The following is a 1,579-nucleotide window of genomic DNA, read 5'->3' as shown; positions in this document are numbered from 1 at the left end:
TGCCGATCCTCCGGGAGGTCTTCGGGCCCTGCGTCGACTACGCCGGATCGGTCCCGGAACTCGCACACCTGTTGGAGTCAGCACTGTCTGCCGATCCGGCGCGGGCCGGGGAGGGCCGTGCCCTGGCGGCCTCGCTCACCTGGGACGCGGCGGCCGCGGCGCACCTGCGGTTCTATGTCGACCACTCCGGCGGCCACCTCGGGCAGCCACCACCGGCGCAGATGAACGCCGACTGATCGGCCATCGGTACGCTAGCCGCATGCGCGAGACCCCAGACGCCCCGCACGACGACCCCGCGGGCGCCCCCGCCGAGCCGGTGACGATCGCCCCCTCGACGACCACCGACGCCGACGTCCAGCCCGGCCCCGTCTCGCGCGTGTTCACCGATCGGTGGATGGGCGTGCTGCTGACCGTCGGGTCGATCGTCGCCCTGGTGGCGTCGTTCCAGCTCAGCCTGGACAAGATCCGACTCCTGGAGAACCCGGACTTCGTTCCGGCCTGCAACTTCTCCATCCTGATGAGCTGCAAGAGCGTCATCAACTCCGAGCAGGGGGCGGTCTTCGGATTCCCCAACCCCTTCATCGGACTGGTGGGGTACGCGCTGCTCATCGCGATCGGCGTCGCCGCCGCGTCAGGGGTGCGCTTCCCGCGCTGGTACTGGGTGGGTGCGCTCCTCGGGCTGACCTTCGCCGCCGGGATGGTGCACTGGCTGGCGTACCAGTCCATCTTCTCCATCCAGGTGCTGTGCCCCTGGTGCATGGTCGTGTGGGCCATGACCATCCCGATGTTCTGGTACACCCTGCTCCACGTGCTGGCCAAGCTCACCGGCGCCGGCTGGGTCCGCGCGCTGCAGCGGTGGCACCTGGTCCCGGTGGTCGTGTGGTTCCTGGCCCTGGCCGCGGTCATCCTCTGGGCGTTCTGGGACTTCTACTGGGCGGACTTCTTCGCCAACCTCTGATCACCCCGTGGTCGTGGCCACCCCGCCCGCGGCCTGCTCGACCAGGTGCACGATCGCGCTCGCGTGGAGCCTGAACAGCGCGGCCACGTCGGCGTCCCCGGTCAACGACGCGAGGAAGATCCCGTCCCCGCCGGCCAGAGCGTAGGTGGCCACCAGCATCGCCTCCGTCGGCGACAACGCGGGCCGCACCTGCTGCAGCTCAGCCGCGATCCGCTCGATCGCCTCCCCCCGCAGCCGCAGGTAGATCTCCCTGGCCACCGGCTCCACGGGACGCCGTTCCACCGCGAGCATCAGCACCAGCCGGAGGAAATCCTGTGACTCGGTGAACGTCCGGGCCACACCCAGGCACAGTTCGGTCACCCGTTCGGCGAGCGACTGCCCCTCCCCTCTGGTCACCTGACCCAGCCACAGTTCGATGCTCTCCTCCACCACCGCGGCCAGGAGCGCGTCCTTGTCCGCGAAATGCCAGTAGATCGAGCTCGCGGGCAGCCCGCTGACCTCGCTCACCCGCGCGATGCTCGTCCCCTCGTAGCCGCGCTCCCCCGCGACCGCCGCGGCGGCCTCGAGGATCCTCCGCCGGGATTCGCGGCCCCTCGCGCGCGTGCGCCTGGTCCCGCCCGG

General features: G+C 70.6%; 2 protein-coding genes and 1 pseudogene. 2 read left to right on the top strand and 1 reads right to left on the bottom strand.

From position 1 onward, the window contains the following. Nucleotides 1–236: pseudogene (locus tag G6026_RS08200) on the top strand (MSMEG_0565 family glycosyltransferase); the annotation flags it as partial. 23 nt (nucleotides 237–259) lie between these two features. Then, complete coding sequence (locus G6026_RS08195) at nucleotides 260–958, top strand: vitamin K epoxide reductase family protein (RefSeq protein WP_107756923.1); 699 nt, start codon at nucleotides 260–262, stop codon at nucleotides 956–958. Here the strand turns inward: G6026_RS08195 and G6026_RS08190 are convergent. Then, nucleotides 959–1,579: TetR/AcrR family transcriptional regulator (locus tag G6026_RS08190; protein WP_194307589.1), on the bottom strand; the 621-nt coding region annotated here is incomplete at its 5' end.

Source organism: Dietzia sp. DQ11-38-2 (assembly GCF_014145055.1).
In the GTDB taxonomy this organism is placed as follows: Bacteria; Actinomycetota; Actinomycetes; order Mycobacteriales; family Mycobacteriaceae; genus Dietzia.
The sequence above is the reverse complement of the archived record's forward strand: the minus strand, read 5'-3'. Positions and strand labels throughout refer to the sequence as shown.

Bases quoted from the DNA above. Each gene is read 5' to 3' on its own strand.
- G6026_RS08195 (WP_107756923.1), top strand. From the start codon at position 260: ATGCGCGAGACCCCAGACGCCCCGCACGACGACCCCGCGGGCGCCCCC.